The organism is Mesorhizobium sp. WSM4841, from assembly GCF_055811515.1.
On record NZ_JBVVQC010000008.1, the window covers coordinates 232,000 to 248,383 of the forward strand.

The 16,384-nt window shown below is 62.7% G+C and carries 15 protein-coding genes, 1 pseudogene and 1 riboswitch; of the genes and pseudogenes, 5 read left to right on the forward strand and 11 right to left on the reverse strand.

Annotated elements, in window-relative coordinates; translation table 11 throughout:
• Nucleotides 1–90: 90 nt before the first annotated feature.
• Both AC0L14_RS12825 and AC0L14_RS12830 read right to left on the reverse strand, forming a co-directional pair.
• Nucleotides 91–1,797 carry an HAD family hydrolase gene (locus AC0L14_RS12825; protein WP_473749703.1) on the reverse strand — a complete coding sequence of 569 codons (1,707 nt, stop codon included), beginning with the start codon at nt 1,795–1,797 and terminating at the stop codon, nt 91–93.
• Between the two features lie 247 nt (nt 1,798–2,044).
• Nucleotides 2,045–2,329 carry an acylphosphatase gene (locus AC0L14_RS12830; RefSeq protein WP_473526899.1) on the reverse strand — a complete coding sequence of 95 codons (285 nt, stop codon included), beginning with the start codon at nt 2,327–2,329 and terminating at the stop codon, nt 2,045–2,047.
• A 202-nt stretch (nt 2,330–2,531) separates the two neighbouring features.
• Here AC0L14_RS12830 and AC0L14_RS12835 point away from each other — a divergent pair, with 202 nt between their 5' ends.
• Both AC0L14_RS12835 and AC0L14_RS12840 read left to right on the forward strand, forming a co-directional pair.
• A complete protein-coding gene (locus AC0L14_RS12835; RefSeq protein WP_473749704.1) occupies nt 2,532–3,344 on the forward strand; it encodes a nucleotidyltransferase family protein in 813 nt (270 codons plus the stop codon).
• Entirely contained in the window at nt 3,337–4,089 is a 753-nt protein-coding gene (locus AC0L14_RS12840) for a metallophosphoesterase family protein (protein ID WP_473749706.1), read from the forward strand. Before AC0L14_RS12835 ends, AC0L14_RS12840 begins: the two co-directional genes overlap by 8 nt.
• 119 nt (nt 4,090–4,208) lie before the next feature.
• On the opposite strand, the gene AC0L14_RS12845 is transcribed toward AC0L14_RS12840, so the two are convergent.
• Nucleotides 4,209–5,399 (reverse strand): NADH-quinone oxidoreductase subunit D, encoded by a 1,191-nt coding sequence (locus AC0L14_RS12845; RefSeq protein WP_473749707.1) that lies wholly within the window; start codon nt 5,397–5,399, stop codon nt 4,209–4,211.
• An 87-nt stretch (nt 5,400–5,486) separates the two neighbouring features.
• Nucleotides 5,487–5,924, reverse strand: coding sequence for a hypothetical protein (locus tag AC0L14_RS12850; RefSeq protein ID WP_123148076.1), 438 nt, complete (start codon nt 5,922–5,924; stop codon nt 5,487–5,489).
• A 235-nt stretch (nt 5,925–6,159) separates the two neighbouring features.
• On the opposite strand from AC0L14_RS12850, the gene AC0L14_RS12855 reads away from it, so the two are divergent.
• On the forward strand, nt 6,160–6,597 hold the full coding sequence (locus AC0L14_RS12855) for a CBS domain-containing protein (protein ID WP_473641221.1): 438 nt from the start codon (nt 6,160–6,162) through the stop codon (nt 6,595–6,597).
• A gap of 143 nt (nt 6,598–6,740) precedes the next feature.
• Here AC0L14_RS12855 and AC0L14_RS12860 read toward each other — a convergent pair whose 3' ends face one another.
• The 3 genes from AC0L14_RS12860 to AC0L14_RS12870 all read right to left on the reverse strand — a co-directional run bounded on the left by AC0L14_RS12860 (nt 6,741) and on the right by AC0L14_RS12870 (nt 8,777).
• Nucleotides 6,741–7,439, reverse strand: coding sequence for a YybH family protein (locus AC0L14_RS12860; RefSeq protein WP_473749709.1), 699 nt, complete (start codon nt 7,437–7,439; stop codon nt 6,741–6,743).
• A gap of 88 nt (nt 7,440–7,527) precedes the next feature.
• Entirely contained in the window at nt 7,528–8,649 is a 1,122-nt protein-coding gene (locus tag AC0L14_RS12865) for an NAD(P)/FAD-dependent oxidoreductase (RefSeq protein ID WP_473749710.1), read from the reverse strand.
• Between the two features lie 2 nt (nt 8,650–8,651).
• Nucleotides 8,652–8,777 (reverse strand): hypothetical protein, encoded by a 126-nt coding sequence (locus tag AC0L14_RS12870; RefSeq protein WP_473749712.1) that lies wholly within the window; start codon nt 8,775–8,777, stop codon nt 8,652–8,654.
• Nucleotides 8,778–8,920: 143 nt separating this feature from the next.
• Between AC0L14_RS12870 and AC0L14_RS12875 the strand changes: the two genes are divergently transcribed.
• A complete protein-coding gene (locus AC0L14_RS12875) occupies nt 8,921–10,297 on the forward strand; it encodes an aspartate aminotransferase family protein (RefSeq protein ID WP_473749714.1) in 1,377 nt (458 codons plus the stop codon).
• A gap of 643 nt (nt 10,298–10,940) precedes the next feature.
• On the opposite strand, the pseudogene AC0L14_RS12880 reads toward AC0L14_RS12875, so the two are convergent.
• Nucleotides 10,941–11,162, reverse strand: a pseudogene (locus AC0L14_RS12880) (IS1 family transposase); the annotation flags it as partial.
• 82 nt (nt 11,163–11,244) lie between these two features.
• Nucleotides 11,245–11,357, forward strand: a riboswitch (TPP riboswitch).
• Here AC0L14_RS12880 and AC0L14_RS12885 point away from each other — a divergent pair.
• Nucleotides 11,348–11,956 carry a YkoF family thiamine/hydroxymethylpyrimidine-binding protein gene (locus AC0L14_RS12885; RefSeq protein ID WP_473749716.1) on the forward strand — a complete coding sequence of 203 codons (609 nt, stop codon included), beginning with the start codon at nt 11,348–11,350 and terminating at the stop codon, nt 11,954–11,956. It overlaps the preceding riboswitch by 10 nt.
• Nucleotides 11,957–11,965: 9 nt before the next feature.
• On the opposite strand, the gene AC0L14_RS12890 is transcribed toward AC0L14_RS12885, so the two are convergent.
• The 3 genes from AC0L14_RS12890 to AC0L14_RS12900 form a co-directional block, all read right to left on the reverse strand.
• Nucleotides 11,966–13,075, reverse strand: a complete 1,110-nt coding sequence (locus AC0L14_RS12890; protein WP_473749717.1) for an alcohol dehydrogenase family protein — start codon at nt 13,073–13,075, stop codon at nt 11,966–11,968.
• Between the two features lie 9 nt (nt 13,076–13,084).
• The gene (locus AC0L14_RS12895; RefSeq protein ID WP_473749718.1) at nt 13,085–14,464 is read right to left on the reverse strand and encodes an aminotransferase; all 1,380 of its coding nucleotides are present in this window, start codon (nt 14,462–14,464) and stop codon (nt 13,085–13,087) included.
• Between the two features lie 183 nt (nt 14,465–14,647).
• Nucleotides 14,648–16,141, reverse strand: coding sequence for an NAD-dependent succinate-semialdehyde dehydrogenase (locus tag AC0L14_RS12900; RefSeq protein WP_473749719.1), 1,494 nt, complete (start codon nt 16,139–16,141; stop codon nt 14,648–14,650).
• Nucleotides 16,142–16,384: the final 243 nt, after the last annotated feature.

The window sequence follows — 16,384 nt, forward strand, 5'->3', positions numbered from 1 at the left end:
CGTTGATGTGCGGATATGCCGTTCGGCGGCGATCCGCCATCGGCGAAGCTCGATACAATCGGCCTCGATACCACAGGGCATGGGCGGATTTCAGTCGGCGGGCGCGGTGTAGCGGCGATGGACCGCTTCCGCGATGGCGGCGCGGCTTCTATGCGGATCGAGACTATCGTCATCCTCGATGACAGCCGCTTCCTCCGCAAGTCCCTGGTCCTTGACCTGGTCGCGGAACCAGGCCGAATAGTCGCCCGCGCGCAAGTGATGCTCCCAGGTGCGGTCGTCGATCCCCTCGGCGATATGGAGGAACATCATGAGATTTTGCGCTTTCAGGTTGAGCTTGCCGTCCGCGCCGCGGAAATAGAAACTGTTGTCGCCAAGATCGCCCTCGGCATATTTCCGAATATGGCGCTTGCGTTCCTGCCGGGGACGCTCGACCGAGATCGGTCTTGCGGGATCGGCTGTCGACCGGTTCCAATACAAGACCTTGTTTTCCGGTGGCGGCACGACGCCCGGCGGTACGCCCTCGCCAATTGCTGCACAGAAGCTTTCAACAACCTTGTCGGCTTCCGGGCCAAGAGCCAGCACCGTGTCGACACCTGCCAGCACATCCCGCGAAACCAGATCGGGATGTACTGTGACCAGAATGGTCGCCGAAAGGCTTTTTGGAAGCGCAAAGGATGTGCCATCGCGCGCGTGCGGCAACAGGTGGTGTGCCTCGTCGATGATCAGCCAGTGCGGGCGTCCGGTGCGGGCGCGAAGCGCGGCAAGCTCCGGCAGCAGCTTGGCGAAGGCGTTTGGCCGCTCCGCGGTCTTGATCCCGAGCATGTTGACGGCGACATTGTTGGACGGCTTCGACAAGAGGTCGAAGATTTCGCGCGAGCTCGGCGGGCTTTTGGCGTCGCCAACCACCAGCACGTCCTCCAGGTCCTCGTAGTCGCCCTCAGGGTCGAGCACGCAAAATTGGAAGCCTTGCTCGACGAAGCGCTCGGTCAGGGCAGTGGCGAGGGTGGATTTTCCGATCCCCGACGTGCCGGCCAGCAGCACGCCGCCGCCGCGCGGTGAAAGGTGCATCACCGCGCCCGATCCGTCGTCCGCGCCAATCTCGATGCGTTGCCGCGCCGTGTCGAGCAAGGCGGCGTCATGCGAGATGAGGCCCTCGATCAACTCCCTCACGCCCGCGCCGCGGGCACCATTCGTCACGTGGCCCGCCGTCTCCCTTACCTTCGGCAGTGCATTGGCGACTGCAACTCCGAAGCCGACGGCGCGCAGAAAGGCATGGTCGTTCTCCGCATCGCCGATGCCGACGACATTGTGGGCGGACAATTCCAGATCCTCAAGGGCAGCCGCAAGACCGGTCGCCTTGTTGACCCCGCTCGGCAGCACCATGACGGCACCCTTGTTGAAGATGATCTCCAGCTCCAGGCCAAGGTCCTTGATCACTTCCAGCACGATGGTCTCGTTGGGCTCCCTGGTGGCGACGACGGAACGTCCAATCGACAGGGGGGCGATCTTGCGCATCATCAGCCTGTCGACGAATTCCGTCGGAGGCGCAGGCGCCAGGATGCGCTCCTCCTTCGAAGCCGGCGTGTAGACGAGCGCGCCGTTTTCGGCGACGACTTTGTCGAAAATGCCAAGCTCCGGGAAAACGCTTTCGAGGTCGGCAAGCTCGCGACCGGTGACCATTATCAACTTGCGGCCGGTTTCCTTCAGCCGCTCAAGCGCGGCACGGGTCGCATCGGAAACGACCCCGTTTTCCGCGAGTGTGCCGTCGTAGTCAGTGGCTAGTGCAAGAGCATACATCGAGTTGTAGTCGGCAGTCCGAAAGCCGAACCGAGAAGCTTTCTTCGCCGAAACTGGGCGGAAAGCCGTCTGCTCGGGTGACGTCCATTGGCCGAATCCCGTCATCGTTTGTCATGGCCGCCCGTAATCATGGCTGATTGGTTCAAACGGCGCTGGCTGTCGATTGTTCCCGGCGGCGCAAGGCAAGCGTCGCGGAGGCCTGGCTTTTGGTTGAGCATCGGCTTTTCCAAAAGCCGGTATCCGCTTGCTAGCCGATGATCCTGAATCCGTTCGGCGCCTGGCCGGGATCGACGTCTTGGGATGTCACGCCGGAGACCGACGCCCCGGTCGGCCCTTTCCACAACCGGTTCATCATCGTCGAAACCGCGCCCTCGGCTCCGACGATCAGTGCCGTTACCGATCCGTCATCCTCGTTGCGAACCCACCCGGACAGACCGAGCCTCTCGGCCTCGGTCCGTGTCCAAACGCGAAAAGAGACGCCTTGCACCCTTCCATTGAGCCTGACGCGTACCGCCTTGCGCTCGTCCTCCATGGTTACCTCCGTGCGGCTGGTTTCTCACACCTTCAACTCACGAGCGGCGAAAAAGGCTCCGCCATCACATTTTTAACGAATTCGGCTGCCCGGCAGTCCGATGGAGACGTCCGGCTGCATGATCTCGTCGACGGAACCATGCGGCGGCGGCTTTGTTAAGGACGGACAGCTGCAGGTTGCTGGGCTTCGGAGCCACGATTTCATGACCAACGATTCTCCAACGGGAGGCGCCATCCCGGCATCCGTTCCGACGATCGATGCAAAAGCGGCGCCGACGCTTCAGCACGCCGAGGCCGAGGTCTTTTATACAGAGGCGATCCGCGAACTTGCCGCGACGGACATCCCCTTTCTTGTCGCCGGCACCTACGCGGTGAGTGCCTATACGGGCGTCACGCGCCAGACCAAAGACCTCGACATTTTCTGCAAGGCCGGCGACTACGCCCGCATTCTCGCGCATTTCAAGCAAGCTGGCTATGCGGTCGAGATCGTGGACGACCGGTGGCTTGGAAAGGTCTTCAAGAGCACGCATTTTTTTGACGTCATATTCGCATCGGCGAACGGCACCATGCCGGTCGGCGACCAGTGGCTGGAGCATGCACGGCAGATCGAGCTGCTGGGCAGTCAGGTGCGGATCGTAGGTCCGACCGAGCTTATCTGGTCCAAGTGCTTCATCCAGGACAGGGGCCGCCACGACGGCGCCGACATCGCTCACACCATCCTCAAGGCGCAGGATCAGATCGATTGGCGCCGGCTGCTTTCCTACCTCGAAGTTCACTGGGAGGTGCTGTTGATGCAGCTTCTCAATTTCCGCTGGATCTATCCGAGCGAGCGCGATCACGTTCCCGCCTGGCTGCTCGACGAATTGCTTGACCGGCTCGCCAAGCAGAGGGAGCTGCCTACTCCCCGAATGAAGATCTGCCGCGGGCGCCTGCTTTCGCCGACCGACTACGAGATCGACGTCAAGGAATGGGGCTTTGCCGGCGTCGGTGGAACAGGAGAATTTCGTGATGGCTGAGAGGAACAAGGCTGCTACGGCAAGGGCTCGGAACGGCGGCACCGTCAAGATTGCGGCTGTCGGCGACCTGCATGTGAAGGAAGACGCCCAGGCCTCTTGTCGTGATCTCTTCGGCGAGGTCTCGCGCGAAGCGGACGTCCTCGTGCTCACTGGCGACCTCACCAATCTCGGCAAGCCGCGTGAGGCCGAAATCCTTGCGGAGGATTTGCGCGCCTGCGCAATCCCGGTCGTCGCCGTGCTCGGCAACCATGACTATGAATCCGGCGCGGTCGAGGACGTCGCCCACATCCTTCGGCAGGCGGGCGTCCATCTTCTTGACGGCCAGACGACGGAAATCAAGGAGGTCGGCTTTGTCGGCGTGAAGGGTTTTATTGGCGGTTTTGGATCGCGCATGCTCGGCTCCTTCGGCGAGCCGGCGATCAAGGCGATGGTCGCCGAAAGCGTCAGCGAGTCGATGCGGCTCGAAAACGCAATGCGGCAGGTTCGCACCAATCGTACGGTTGTCGTCCTGCACTACGCTCCGGTGGTCGAGACGGTCGCCGGCGAGCCATTGGAGATTTTTCCGTTCCTGGGCTCGTCGCGGCTGGCGGAGACGATCGATCGGTTCAAGGTCAGCGCCGTGGTGCATGGCCACGCGCATCGCGGCGTCTACGAAGGTCGCACGCCCGGCGGCGCCCCGGTCTACAACGTCGCCATGCACGTGGCGAAGCCGACCGGCCGTCCCTACGCTTTGCTCGAAATCTGAAACACCCTGCGCGTGGTTAGAGCGGGACACGTTTAAGTTGAACCAGGCATCCCGCTCTATCTGTTTGCTTTAGCCGCATTTCTGCGACGCCAAGAGATTCCACTTGGCTGCAAAATGCGCTAGCGATCGATCTCGCCGAACACGATATCGAGCGACCCGATGATCGCGGCGACATCGGCGATCATGTGCCCGCGCGACAGAAAATCCATCGCCTGCAGATGGGCAAAGGACGGCGCCCGGATCTTGCATCGATAGGGAGTATTGCTGCCGTTCGAAACCAGGTAGACGCCGAACTCGCCCTTCGGCGCCTCCACGGCGGCATAGACTTCTCCAGCGGGCACGCGAATACCCTCCGTGTAGAGTTTGAAATGGTGGATGGTCGCTTCCATCGAGCGTTTCATCGTCGCCCGCGGCGGTGGCGTGATTTTGTGGTTTGGAATTGCCACTGGCCCTTGGCCTTCGGGCGATCGCAATTTTTCCAGGCATTGCTTCATGATCCGCACCGACTGGCGCATTTCCTCCATGCGGACGAGGTAGCGGTCATAGCAGTCGCCGTTCTTGCCAATGGGAATGTCGAAGTCCATCTCGGGGTAGCATTCATATGGCTGCGCCTTGCGCAAATCCCATGCTGCGCCCGACCCGCGCAGCATGGGGCCGGAGAAGCCCCAGGCCCAGGCGTCATCAAGGCCGATCACGCCGACATCGACATTGCGCTGCTTGAAGATGCGGTTGCCGGTGAGCAACTCGTCGAGGTTGCCGCAGACCTTGAGGAACGGATCGCAGAAATTCCAGATGTCGTCCAAGAGCTTCGGAGGCAGGTCCTGGTGCACGCCGCCGACCCTGAAATAATTCGCATGCATGCGGGCGCCGGAGGCGCGCTCGTAGAACACCATCAGCTTCTCGCGCTCGGCAAAACCCCAGAGCGGTGGGGTCAGCGCGCCGATATCCATGGCCTGTGTCGTGACGTTGAGGAGATGCGACAAGAGCCGGCCGATTTCGCAAAAGAGAACACGGATGAGCTGTCCGCGCTTCGGGACCGATATTTCGAGCAGCTTCTCGGCGGCGAGGCAGAACGCATGCTCCTGGTTCATCGGCGCGACATAGTCGAGCCGGTCGAAATAGGGCAGGGCCTGCAGGTAGTTCTTGTACTCGATGAGTTTTTCCGTGCCGCGGTGGAGCAGGCCGATATGAGGATCGGCGCGGTCGACGATCTCGCCGTCCAGTTCCAGCACCAGCCGCAGGACGCCGTGAGCAGAGGGATGCTGCGGCCCGAAGTTGAGGGTGAAGTTGCGAACTGCGGCTTCGGCCATGACGCTGCTCCGCTGTACCGGGTTTTCAGGGCCGAAGCGGCGTGCTTCGGTCCGCCACGCCCGGACCGCCGATCAGGTCCCCGCCGATCATGTTGTTGTCTGGATGATCAGCGTCAGCATGCCGTCGCCATCGATGTTGGCGGCAACAACCTGCGAGGAATCCAGTCCGCTCGCCGCCAGCGCCGTTGCTGCCTGCGGCGACGCATCGATCGAGCTCTGCAGGGTAAGCAGATCTTCAACGCTGGTCTGGGTGATCACGGCCTCGGCTTGTGTCTTGAGTTCCGGCGGCAAATCCTCGAGGGCGACAATCGCAATGCCAGTAAAATTCTGGTCGGTGAAACCTTGATCCGGCAGGGCTTGGTCAGGCAGGGCCTGGTCAGGCGTTTGGTTAGGCAAGCTTGGATCGGGCAGGGCTTCCGGAGCCGGGGGTGCGATTTGGGGAAGCTGCGGGTCGGTGGATTGCGCGTGGATCGGCTGCGCCAGGGCCAATCCCGAAAGGGCGGCAATTGTCGTCAACATGCGCATGATCGTTCCTTCCGTTTTCCGTTTTGCTCGGGGAGGATCACTTGGTGACCACACAACCATCGTGCCGGATTATGGTTCCCGGTCCGTCACGGATAAGGCCCGTCGCAGAGCTATCCCGTCGCGCGTGCCCGCTGCGCGTGGTCGAAAAATGGAACAATTTCTAAAGGCGTTCATTCTCCCCTGATCACACCTTCATCACAGGATCGGCGGGGCGCTGCACCTCGAGGAGAAAGCTATGAGAATCAGCGAGTGCATGACACGGAATGTTCAGGTCGCCAGTCCGGACCAGTCCCTGCGGGATGCCGCACGAGCCATGGCCGATCTTGACGCCGGTGTTCTGCCCGTCGGTGAGAATGACCGGCTGGTCGGCATGATCACGGACCGCGACATTGCCGTCCGTGGCATCGCGGAGGGCAGAGGTCCCGATGCCAAGATCAGGGACGTGATGAGCGCGGAGGTACAATGCTGCTTTGACGACCAGGAAGTCGGCGATGTTCTTCAGAATATGCGCGAACTCAAAGTGCGGCGAATGCCGGTGATCAGCCGCGACCGGCGGTTGGTTGGCATTGTCTCGCTCGGCGATCTCGCCACGAACGGCGAGCCGGCCTGGGCCGGCGAAGCGCTGGGCGGAATTTCGGAGCCGGGCGGCGACCATTCGCAGACGGCGCACTGATGCATCATAACCAGATTTGAAGTTCCTGCTCGATCGACGGCATCGGCGTTCAGGAACTTCGAATCCACGACCGTACTGGAGTCACTCCTTTGCGCTACAGGGACGCCAGCGGAAATCGATTTCCGGGGTCATCCGGGCCGACGCTACGCAACGGAGAATCGATCGATGACCCATAGCCATGCTCCGTCGTCTTGGCGGCGGGCGACCTCGGCGGTTACGGTGCCATCGGGAAGACGGGTTGACGTGAGCGCCAAGTCTCCGCTGATAACTGCCGGTGCCTGAGTTCCGGCAGCAAATTTTCGGCCCGTTGCGGTGATGTCGGCGAAGAGTGCCCGGATCGCTTCGCGGCCATGCGTCAGTCGGCCTTCACCGCTGTCGACGACGGCATGCGGCTCAAAAAGCGCGGCCATGCCGTCGATGTCTCCCGCCCACTGCCGGGAGATCAGCAGGCGCTCCAAATCCTGGGGATCACGCGCCGGTTCACGGCCTGGTTCATCAGTCATGGCGAGACTGCTCCGACGCTCGGTACCAAGCGTTCGATCCTGCGCCAAGTTTCGTTGGAAGACGAGCCGCCGAAGCTCCGCCATGCTGATCGCCAGGTGGAGCACCCTGGCGATCATCCTCCTCAGCCGACATCGCGGGCCGCAACGCGCCCATTCGGCGGCGCCGGCGCGGCGCCGATGGCTGCTGCTGTCGTTGAGGAAGTCGGCGATCCTTGCCGCCGACTTCGCCGAGGCGAAGGTGAGCAGCCGATCGTGATGGACCACGGGCTCGCCGGTCTCGTTGTCCCAGATCTCGAACCGGCAGCTTGGGTTCGGCATGGCTTCGAAACGGTTCTTCACTTCGATGGTCCCGGTGATCGTCGGACCCAGGTTCCGCGACCCCGGCTTACGGATGGCTTACGGGCGCGCTCGCGCGGGTCGCCCTCGGCTAGCTGACTTTCGGCGCGAGGCGCTGCGCGACATGGTCGGCGATCGCCAGGCTTGACGTCAGACCGGGACTCTCGATGCCGAACAGATTGACCAGGCCCTCCACGCCATGCACCGCCGCATCCTGGATGACGAAGTCGGCATTGGCTTCGCCGGGACCGGAGAGCTTCGGCCGGATGCCGCTATAGGCCGGCTGCAGGCTGCTATCGGCCAGGTCCGGCCAGTATTTGCGGATCTCGTCGTAGAAGCGCTCGCCACGCGTTGGATCGACGCGATAGTCGAGTTGATCCGTCCATTCGACGTCAGGCCCGAAGCGGACGACGCCGTCGAGGTCGAGCGTCAGATGGACGCCGAGCCCGCCGGGTTCGGGCACGGGATAGACCAGCCGCGAGAATGGCGCCCGGCCGGTGACCGAAAAATAATTGCCCTTGGCATAGCGAAGATCTGGCACGAATTGCGGGTCGAGCCCGTCAAGCGAGCCGGCAAGTGCCGTGGCGCCAAGCCCGGCGGCGTTGATGAAGCGCGCGGTGGCGATTTCAAAGCGCTCGCCGCTTGTGCCGTCGACCGTGTCGAGCGCGATGCGCCCGCCCTCGATGCGGCCGCAGACGATGCGGGTGTTGAGGCTGAGCGCCGCCCCGTGCTCCTCGGCGTCGCCCAGCAGCGCAAGCATCAGGGCATGGCTGTCGATGATGCCGGTGGCGGGAGACAACAGGGCCGCCGTGCACCGCAGCTTGGGCTCCAGCCTGCGCGCCTCTGCAGCGGTCAAGGGCGTCAAATCGCCCGCACCGCAAGCAGAGGCGTTGGCCAGGATGGAAGCGAGCACCGGCTCCTGTTCGATATTCGTGGCGACGATGAGCTTGCCGCAGCGCGCATGCGGCACCGCCCGCTCCTGGCAATAACGGTAGAGCCTTTCGCGACCTGCCACGCAGAGCCGGGCCTTCAGCGATCCGGCCGGATAGTAGATGCCGGCATGGATGACCTCGGAATTGCGCGAACTGGTCCCGGTGCCGATGGCGTTCTCGGCCTCGAGGATCAGGGTATCCATGCCACGCCGCGCCATCTCTCGCGCGATCGCGAGGCCAATGACGCCGGCGCCGGCGACGATGCAGTCGACATGGTCCACGATCAGGCCACCTCAGCCTTGTTGTTGTGCCTGCTGGTGACCCGTTCGGGGATCAAGTCTTGGCGACGCGCACCGCCGGCTTGGCGCAGGTTCTCGCGTTCCAGGGCCTCGAAGCTGAAATTCTGCATGTCTTCCGTCCATCCGCCAGCCCTTCCGAAAGGGGCTTGACACCCTTACAAGAAACGGATGCACCAGGCAGCATTAATCGAGAGGCCGATGCGCGCCGAACGGCGGCAGGACGCACGTCCCGGCATGCAGGACAGGAGCCATCATGGACGCTCGACCGAATTCTCCCGAAGCCCGCGACATCAGCTACCACATGCACGGCTACACCAATGCCCGCAAGCATGAGGAAGCAGGGCCACTCGTCATCGAGAAGGGCGACGGCATCTATGTCGAGGATCTCGCCGGCAACCGTTATATCGAGGCGATGGCCGGGCTTTGGAGCGTCGCGGTCGGCTTTTCGGAGAAGCGGCTGGTCGATGCGGCGGTGCGCCAGATGTCCAAGCTGCCTTACTATCACGACTTCGGCTCCAAATCGCATTCGCCGCTGATCGATCTCGCCGAGAAGCTGGTGCAGATGGCGCCAGTGCCGATGAGCAAGGCGTATTTCACCAATTCCGGCTCCGAGGCCAACGACACGGCCATGAAGATGATCTGGTACCGGTCGAATGCGCTCGGCCAGCCGGCACGCAAGAAGATCATCAGCCGCATTCGCGGCTATCACGGCGTCACCATTGCCTCTGCAAGCCTGACCGGGCTGCCCAACAACCACAATTCCTTCGACCTGCCGATCGCCAATGTGCTGCACACCTCGACGCCGCACCACTGGCGCGAGGCGCTGTCAGGCGAGAGCGAAGCAGAGTTTTCGAGCCGGCTTGCCGACGATTTGGAAAAGCTGATCCTGGCCGAAGGACCGGAAACCATCGCCGCCTTCTTCGGCGAACCGATCATGGGCGCCGGCGGCGTCATCGTGCCGCCGGCCGGCTATTGGGAGAAGATCCAGGCGGTGCTGTCGAAATACGACATCCTGCTCGTCGCCGACGAGGTCATCTGCGGCTTTGGTCGAACCGGCGAGATGTTCGGTTCGCAGACCTTCGGCATCAGGCCTGACATCATGGTTCTGTCGAAGCAGATTTCTTCGTCCTACCTGCCAATCTCGGCCTTGCTGATCAACGAAAAGGTTTTCGAGCCGATTGCCGACGAAAGCAATCGCATCGGCACCTTCGGCCACGGCTTCACCGGCGGCGGCCATCCCGTTGCGGCGGCAGTCGCGTTCGAGAACCTGAAGCTGATCGAGGAGCGCGACCTTGTCGGCAACGCGCGCACGGTCGGCGCGCATATGCAGAAGCGGCTGCGCAAGCTCGAATCGCACGCGCTTGTCGGCGAGGTGCGCGGCGTCGGCCTGATCGCGGCGGTCGAACTGGTCGGCGACAAGGCGAACAAGACGCCGTGGGAGACGGCCGGCGCGCTGGGCGGGCTCGTCAACGGTTTCATGCAGCAGAACGGCGTGATCTCGCGCAACATGGGCGACGCGCTGGCTTTCTGCCCGCCGCTGATCATCACCGAGCCACAGGTCGATGAGATGATCGACGCGTTCGAAAGATCGCTTGAAGCCGCGGTCAGGCAGGTCGGATTACCGAGCTGATCAGGTCATCCGAAGGCAGAGGCTGAATGGGTAAGGTCGGGCTTGCGAACCCTGAACAAAAAACCCGCCTCGGCGGCGGGTCGTTGGCGCAAATCAGCACCATGGCCAAATCAGTAGCATAAATGCCGTCACCGGGCAATCGATCGCGCGCTCGGGTAGTGGGTCAGTTTGAAATTCGCTGACGCCAATGGTCGCTTAATATGCCTATCAGCGCCATTGCTGCGACAAGCGCTGGTAGGAATCCGAATGCGAAGCCGACCAGCAGGTCTTCACCGTCATAAGTGCCAGGATATTTTAAACTAAAATCACCACAAGGTCCGATGCCTAGGACCAAAGTGAAGTGAAGAACTTCGCGATTAAAGTAGATCAACCACACTGCCGAGAACACCACCGCGTAGCCTGCGACGCGACTGAGAACAGATATTTGTCTGGAACCTCCTCTCAGTATTCGTACGAAGTTAACGCTGACGAGAACAACGCACACGAGAAGGAACGGCGAGCTTAGCACAGCTCCTGTGGTGAAAGGACCGTTGGCACCCTGAGTGCACGTGCCGGTGTATCCCAATGCCTGTAGTCCAAATGCAACCAAGAGCATTGATAGAGCTATGCTTGACACGCCGCGCCTCGAAACTAAGTTGGCATGCTTTTTGTAAGGACCACGAATCATTGGCTTTTCGGCTTCCTTGGCTTCGATCAACGCAACGATGTCAGCAATCTCCCAAAGCTTGCCAGTCACACCAGCAGCCATCGCCGGGGTCATGCGCAACGTGGCATGGATGCGCACGAAATTGTAGTACATGAAATGAAGCGCGACGGCGTTGGCGTTAGCCTCGACCTTCTTTGAGAAGCCGTTGGACAGCCGAGTTCAGCCCCTAATTTCAAACTGACCCACTACCCGCGCTCGCGATGACCATACTTGAACATCGTTTGCGCCGGTGCTACGTCGCCCATATCGACAGGGGCGCTCCGTATTGCCGGGGCTGAGATGGAAGGTGCCAAGCCCTCGGTCCCTCAAGCTGATCTGGGTAATGCCAGCGGAGCGAGGCGACCGTGTTTTCAGGTGCACAGATTTCCCTGTATCCGATGTGCGACGATTTCGTCGGCGTCATCCTCAAAGCTATTTCGGCGATGGATTCCTATCGGCCGAATTTCCGCATCGAGACCGACGACATCTCGACGCTGATCGTCGGCCCGCCGGAACAGCTTTTCCCGGCCATGCGCGATCTGTTCGCCTCGGCGGCGGCAAGTGGCGCCCACTGCGTGTTGTCGGCGACGGTGTCGCGCGGCTGCCCCGGCGAGCCCGACGATCCGATCTGCACACCGATTTCCGGCAGCAGTCACGAGCTCTCCCTGGCCCAGCGCATCGGCGCGGCGCGGTCGCATGTCGACGGTGCGAAAAAGCTCGGCCAAGAGGTCGCCGCGCAGTTCTCGCTCTATCCGCTCGGCGAGGGCCATCACATGGACGAGATCTACGGCTGCATCGACTTTCTCAAGACTTCGGGCGTCTTCGACAGGTCGAAGAATTTCTGCACCAAGCTGAGAGGCGACACCGGACCGGTGTTCGCGACGCTATCGGAAGCCTTCCTTCGCTTTGGCGCGCCGCAAGGCCATGTCGCGCTCGACTTTACCGTGTCGGCGAACAGCCCGAGCCCTTGTTAGTCTTGGCTGTCAACGGGTTGCAGCGAAATCGGAAACGGCATCCGGAACGACTACCAGCTTGCCGACAAAGTCCTTGGCGATGAAATCCGCTTGGGCGCGGTGGAAATCGGAGAGCCTGTAGACGCCGCCGACCAGCGGCCGGATTTTCTTCTCCTCGATGTAGCGGACGATACGGCTGAAATCGTGCCGCGTGCCCTGGCTCGAACCATGCAGCTGCAATTGCTTGAGATACATGGTGCGCAGATCGAGCTGCACGACCGGGCCGGCAATCGCGCCCGCGGTGGTGTAGCGGCCTTCGGGCCGAAGGATGCGCAAGAGGTCATTGAAGATCGCACCGCCGACCAGGTCGGCGACCACGTCGATCGGCTGGCCGTCGGTCGCGTCGTTCACGGCAGCAGGCAGATCGGCAACGCCACGGGTGATCACCGCCTCGGCGCCGATGTCGAGCACCGCCTGTTCCTTACCCTTGCCGACGACGGCATAGGGGATGGCGCCGCGCGCCCGCGCCAATTGCACGATGCCGGAGCCGACGCCGCCGGAGGCGCCGGTGACCAGCACGCGCTCGCCGGCCTTCAATGCGGCGCGTTCCAGCATTTGTTCGCCAGTGAGATAGGCGCAGCAAAACGTGGCGAGTTCGATATCAGTCAGGTCAGTGGCGACGACATGGGCATTCTCGGCCGGCACGGCCTGGTACTCGGCATAGCCGCCGTCACGGCCGTGGCCCATATAGTCGATGTCGGCGAGTGAATCGTCGTTGCGGTTGTAGATCGAGAAATCGACCATCACCCGTTCGCCGATGCGGGCCGAAGAAACACCGTCGCCGACAGCAACGATGTTGCCGACGGTGTCGGTGCCCTGGATGCGCGGGAAAGTCAGCGTGTTGCCCTGACGCCGCCAGGTCGACACGGCGGCGGCATCTTCCTCCGTGCCGTAGGCGCCCTGTCGCACCCAGACATCGGTGTTGTTCATGCCGCAAGCGGTGACCTTGACCAGCACCTCGCCCGGGGCGGGCGAGGGCACTTTCACGTCGGTGCGATAGACAAGCTTTTCCGGTCCGCCGTGACCGGTCAGTAGCACGGCGGCCATGGTGACGGGGAGGGGTTTGGTCATGGCATTCATGTCGGTTCTTCAGAGGTTCGCAAACACGCTCTTCACCGCATCCGCCGTCTTGGAGACGACGATGTCAGCCTCTTCGCGGGTGAGGCACAGCGGCGGCGCAAAGCCGAGAATGTCGCCCTGCGGCATGGCGCGGCCGATGACACCACGCTCGCCAAGGGCTGTCGCGACCTGCGGCCCGATCTTTTGCGAGGCGTCGAAGAACACGCGATCATCTCTGTCGGCGACGAACTCGACCGCCGCCAGCATGCCGTCACCGCGCACCTCGCCGACATTCTTGTGGCCGCCGACGGCTTTCGCCAGCTCGGCGCGGAAATAGGCGCCGGTTTCGCCGGCATTGGTCACCAGGTCCATCTCGTCGATCAGTTCCAGGTTGGCGACGCCGGCGGCAACGCAGATCGGATGCGCCGAATAGGTCCAGCCGTGGCCGATGCTGCCGAGCTTGTCGGAACCCTGCACCAGCACCTGCCAGACCTTGTCCGAGACGATGACGCCCGACAGCGGCGCATAGGCTGAGGTCAGGCCCTTGGCGATGGTGATCAGGTCGGGCTTGATGCCGTAATGGTCGGAGCCGAACATCGTGCCCAGCCGGCCAAAGCCGGTGACCACTTCGTCGGCCACCAGCAGCACGTCGTACTTCTGCAGCACCGCCTGGATCTTTTCCCAGTAGAGGGCAGGCGGCGGCACGATGCCGCCGGTGCCGAGGATCGGCTCGCCGATGAAGGCGGCGACCGTGTCCGGGCCCTCAGCCAGGATCATCTCCTCCAGCTTGTCGGCGCAGTGTTGGGAAAACTGTTCCTCGCTCATCGAGCGGTCGGCGCGGCGGAAATAGTAGGGCGCTTCGGTGTGCAGGATCGGCGCACGCGGCAGGTCGAAGGCGTTGTGGAACAGGTCCAGCCCGGTCAGCGACCCCGTCATGACGCCGGAGCCGTGATAGCCGCGCCAGCGCGAGATGATCTTCTTCTTCTCGGGACGGCCGAGCACGTTGTTGTAGTACCAGATCAGCTTGATGTTGGTTTCGTTGGCGTCGGAACCGGAGAGGCCGAAATAGACCCTCGACATGCCTTGCGGCGCCCGATCGATGATCATCTTGGAAAGCGTGATCGACGCCCCGGTGCCGTGGCCGACATAGGCGTGATAATAGGCCAGGTTCTTGGCTTGCGCGGCGATGGCGTCTGATATCTTCTGGCGGCCATAGCCGACATTGACGCAATAGAGGCCGGCGAAGGCATCGATGCTCTTGCGCCCGTTATTGTCCCAGATAGTGACGCCTTCGCCGCCGGCGATGATGCGGGTCGGCGATTCACCCCGTGCATGCGTGCCCATATGGGTCGAGGGATGGAAGAAGTGGTCGCGGTCCCAGGCGGCGAGTTCGTTGGACTGGTCGAGCATTTTTTTGACTCCTTAGAGAAAGATGGTCCCGACGCGGCCTAAGGTGTGTCGACATTCAGGTCAGGCCGAGTCGAAAATGGTGGCTTCCGAGAACCGGAGCGGAGCGTACTTTTTCGTACGTGAGCACCGGAAGCGCAGGACGCCGCCATTTGCAGACCGGCATCACCTGAATGTCGATACACCTTACGCCACGTCCAGGCAGAGATATCTAAGATCGGTAAAGGCTTCGAGCCCGTGGCGCGAGCCCTCGCGGCCGATGCCGGACTGTTTGACGCCGCCGAACGGGATCGGCGCGCCGGTGATCTTGACGCGGTTGATGGCGACCATACCGTAGTCGAGCGCGCGGCCCATGCGCAATTGGCGGCCGCCGTTCTCGGTGACGACATAGGCGACGAGGCCGTATTCGGTGGCGTTGGCGCGGGCGACGACCTCGTCTTCACTGTCGAAGGCCGTCACGGCGGCGACCGGACCAAAGGTTTCCTCGCGCATGATCAGCGCGTCGTCGGTGACATCGGCCAGCAGGGTCGGCCGGTAGAACAGCGGCCCGGCCGGATGTCTGCCGCCGCCGGTTAGGCAGCGCGCGCCATGGGCTAGCGCATCGGCAACCTGCTCCTCGACCTTCTGGACGCCGCGCTCGTGCATCAACGGCCCGATGTCGGTGTCATCGGCCAACCCATTGCCTGTCCGCAGCGTCTCGATGCGTCTGGCGAAGGCGGCGCAGAAACGGTCGTAGATCGGGCGCTGGACATAAATACGGTTGGCGGCAAGGCAATCCTGGCCGGACGTGGCGAATTTGGCATCGATGGCGATGGTTACAGCCTTGTCGAGATCGGTGTCGGCAAAGACGATCAGCGGCGCATGGCCGCCAAGCTCCATCACCAGCCGCTTCATCGTCGGCGCAGTTTGCGCGGCGATAAGCCTGCCGATCTCGGTCGAGCCGGTGAAGCTAATGGCCCGGACGCGAGCGTCTTCACACATTCGCCCAACGATGATCGAAGCCTTGCCGGTGAGAACGTTGAAGACGCCAGCCGGCAGGCCGGCGCGTTCGCCGAGCTCGGCCAGCGCCAGCGCCGACAGCGGCGTTTCCGACGAAGGATGCGCCACGATCGTGCAGCCGGCGGCAAGGGCGGCCGCGGCCTTGCGGGTCAGCATGGCCGCGGGAAAATTCCATGGCGTGACGACGCCGACGACGCCGAGCGGTTCGCGCCGCACCATCATTTCGGCGTTCGGCAAATGGCTGGTGACGCTTTCGGCGTTGAGGCGCTTTGCCTCCTCGGCATACCACTCGACGAAAGCGGCGGCGTAGTCGATCTCGCCCCGCGCTTCCCTAAGCGGCTTGCCCTGTTCGAGCGTCATCAAGAGCGCCAGATCCTCTTTCGCGGCGATGATCAGGTCGAACCATTTTCGCAGGATTCTTGCGCGTTCCTGTGGGAGAGCCGCGCGCCAGGCGGGAAAGGCACGCGACGCAGCGTCGATCGCCTTGCTCGGCTGCCTGCTATCGAGCGCGGCAACCCAGGCAACGGTGGCGCCCGTGGCAGGGTCGGTCACCTCAAAACTCTCGGCCGCCTCACTCGCCGTCCAGTGGCCGTCGACATAGGCGAGTTCGCGCAGCAGTCGGCGGTCGGCGAGGCGGTCAAGCGCTTCGTGGCGTTGTTGGCGGGCAAAATGCGCGGACATGTTCGAGGTCTCCCGATGTCGAGGCGATGCGGAGAGACTATGCGCGCGGTGCAGACAGAGAGGCTGTTTGGGCGCCCACGCTTAGAGAGATTGTCTCTATTCATCGGCTCGGACAGACAATCTGTCCAGCTTTAGGCTGGGCAATCGCATTGGGGAAGTGGGGGGGGCCCCCCCGCGCCCCACCCCAAACCAACACGCGCAACGCGGGGCCACCCCACCCCCCCCCCCCCCGGGCCCGCGCAC

Excerpts from the sequence above, each read along its gene's own strand:
- AC0L14_RS12825 (WP_473749703.1), bottom strand. The coding sequence starts at position 1,797 with ATGTATGCTCTTGCACTAGCCACTGACTACGACGGCACACTCGCGGAA.
- AC0L14_RS12830 (WP_473526899.1), bottom strand. The coding sequence starts at position 2,329 with ATGGAGGACGAGCGCAAGGCGGTACGCGTCAGGCTCAATGGAAGGGTG.
- AC0L14_RS12835 (WP_473749704.1), top strand. The coding sequence starts at position 2,532 with ATGACCAACGATTCTCCAACGGGAGGCGCCATCCCGGCATCCGTTCCG.
- AC0L14_RS12840 (WP_473749706.1), top strand. The coding sequence starts at position 3,337 with ATGGCTGAGAGGAACAAGGCTGCTACGGCAAGGGCTCGGAACGGCGGC.
- AC0L14_RS12845 (WP_473749707.1), bottom strand. The coding sequence starts at position 5,399 with ATGGCCGAAGCCGCAGTTCGCAACTTCACCCTCAACTTCGGGCCGCAG.
- AC0L14_RS12850 (WP_123148076.1), bottom strand. The coding sequence starts at position 5,924 with ATGCGCATGTTGACGACAATTGCCGCCCTTTCGGGATTGGCCCTGGCG.
- AC0L14_RS12855 (WP_473641221.1), top strand. The coding sequence starts at position 6,160 with ATGAGAATCAGCGAGTGCATGACACGGAATGTTCAGGTCGCCAGTCCG.
- AC0L14_RS12870 (WP_473749712.1), bottom strand. The coding sequence starts at position 8,777 with ATGCAGAATTTCAGCTTCGAGGCCCTGGAACGCGAGAACCTGCGCCAA.
- AC0L14_RS12875 (WP_473749714.1), top strand. The coding sequence starts at position 8,921 with ATGGACGCTCGACCGAATTCTCCCGAAGCCCGCGACATCAGCTACCAC.
- AC0L14_RS12890 (WP_473749717.1), bottom strand. The coding sequence starts at position 13,075 with ATGAATGCCATGACCAAACCCCTCCCCGTCACCATGGCCGCCGTGCTA.
- AC0L14_RS12895 (WP_473749718.1), bottom strand. The coding sequence starts at position 14,464 with ATGCTCGACCAGTCCAACGAACTCGCCGCCTGGGACCGCGACCACTTC.
- AC0L14_RS12900 (WP_473749719.1), bottom strand. The coding sequence starts at position 16,141 with ATGTCCGCGCATTTTGCCCGCCAACAACGCCACGAAGCGCTTGACCGC.